Raw genomic sequence first — 1213 nt, 5'->3', positions numbered from 1 at the left:
GCATACGCTTTTCTCTCTCTTGACATGGTGTTAAGTTATTAAATTCCCTTAACTTCCTGTCTGCTCAAATGTCGTACGTTTAAATAATAACATTTACGCATGGATTAAGGCTGATCAAATGTTGGTAGAAAAACCGTTTGCTACGTTCCGCCCCCATGCGTCTTTACATCCTAAAACTGGATAGTTCGTTAGGCATTAAGCCTGTGTTTGCGACGATAGTTGTGAGATGTATGATTTTATTCAAAGCTATAATTATGAAGTTCATTGGTATTGACATTGCAAAAGAAACATTTGTAGCGGCTTATCCCCAGGTATCCGGCGGCTATCAAACAAAAACCTATTCAAATGATACGAGAGGAGTGAAAAAGTTCATTGACTCTATTCTTAACAAAGATTATCACTGCATTTTAGAAGCTACGGGCAATTATGGTACGCTGCTACTCTATATGTTGGCGAATCAAGATATTCGTGTGAGCTTAATTAACCCTAAACAGATTAAGCATTTTGGCAAAATGATGTTGACGGTAATTAAAACTGATCATGTAGACGCAAAATTGATAGCGGTATACGGTGAAAAAATGCAACCTCCTCTTTTCAAGATGCCGACTCAAACAATTATTCTTTTAAAACAGAAAAAGGTAATGGTAAGACAGCTAAAGAAACAGCTTATATCATTGAATAATTTAAAAGAATCATTTCTTGTACTACCGCAAGCGGATAAAAGCTGTTTGAAAGCGTTGAATAATACCGTGAAGTTTATAGAAAAACAGATTCTAGTTATCGAAAATGACATGGCCAAGATCACGAAAGAAGTATTCACTGATCAAATAAAGGCATTAACATCAATAAAAGGAATTGGTATAACCTTGGCAACCTCATTAATTGTTGCAACGGGTGCCTTTGAACAATTTGAGAATGCAAAGCAACTATCCAGGTATATTGGGATATGTCCTACCCATCAACAATCAGGATCTTCGCTGAATGTAAAAGGCACAATCAATAAGAACGGGAACTCAGATCTACGTGCTATTCTATATGTTGCGTCGTGGTCTGCTATTAAACATAATATGGCGTGCAGAGAGATGTATGAGCGCCTAAAAGCCAAAGGAAAGCCTTCAAAAGTTGCACTAATTGCGGTGGCGAACAAATTGGTTCGCCAAGCTTTTGCGATTTGTAAAGCCAATACCACATATGTTGATGGATATGTATCAAG

Annotated in this window: 1 protein-coding gene; it reads left to right on the top strand. The window is 37.2% G+C overall.

Annotated features, from left to right (window positions below):
• Positions 1–254: 254 nt before the first annotated feature.
• The coding region (locus IEW69_RS16810) for an IS110 family RNA-guided transposase (protein WP_188628035.1) at positions 255–1213 on the top strand (959 nt) is incomplete at its 3' end.

This window comes from Pedobacter quisquiliarum (assembly GCF_014642175.1).
In the GTDB taxonomy this organism is placed as follows: domain Bacteria; phylum Bacteroidota; class Bacteroidia; order Sphingobacteriales; family Sphingobacteriaceae; genus Pedobacter; species Pedobacter quisquiliarum.
This window is presented reverse-complemented; position numbering and strand designations above follow the sequence as displayed.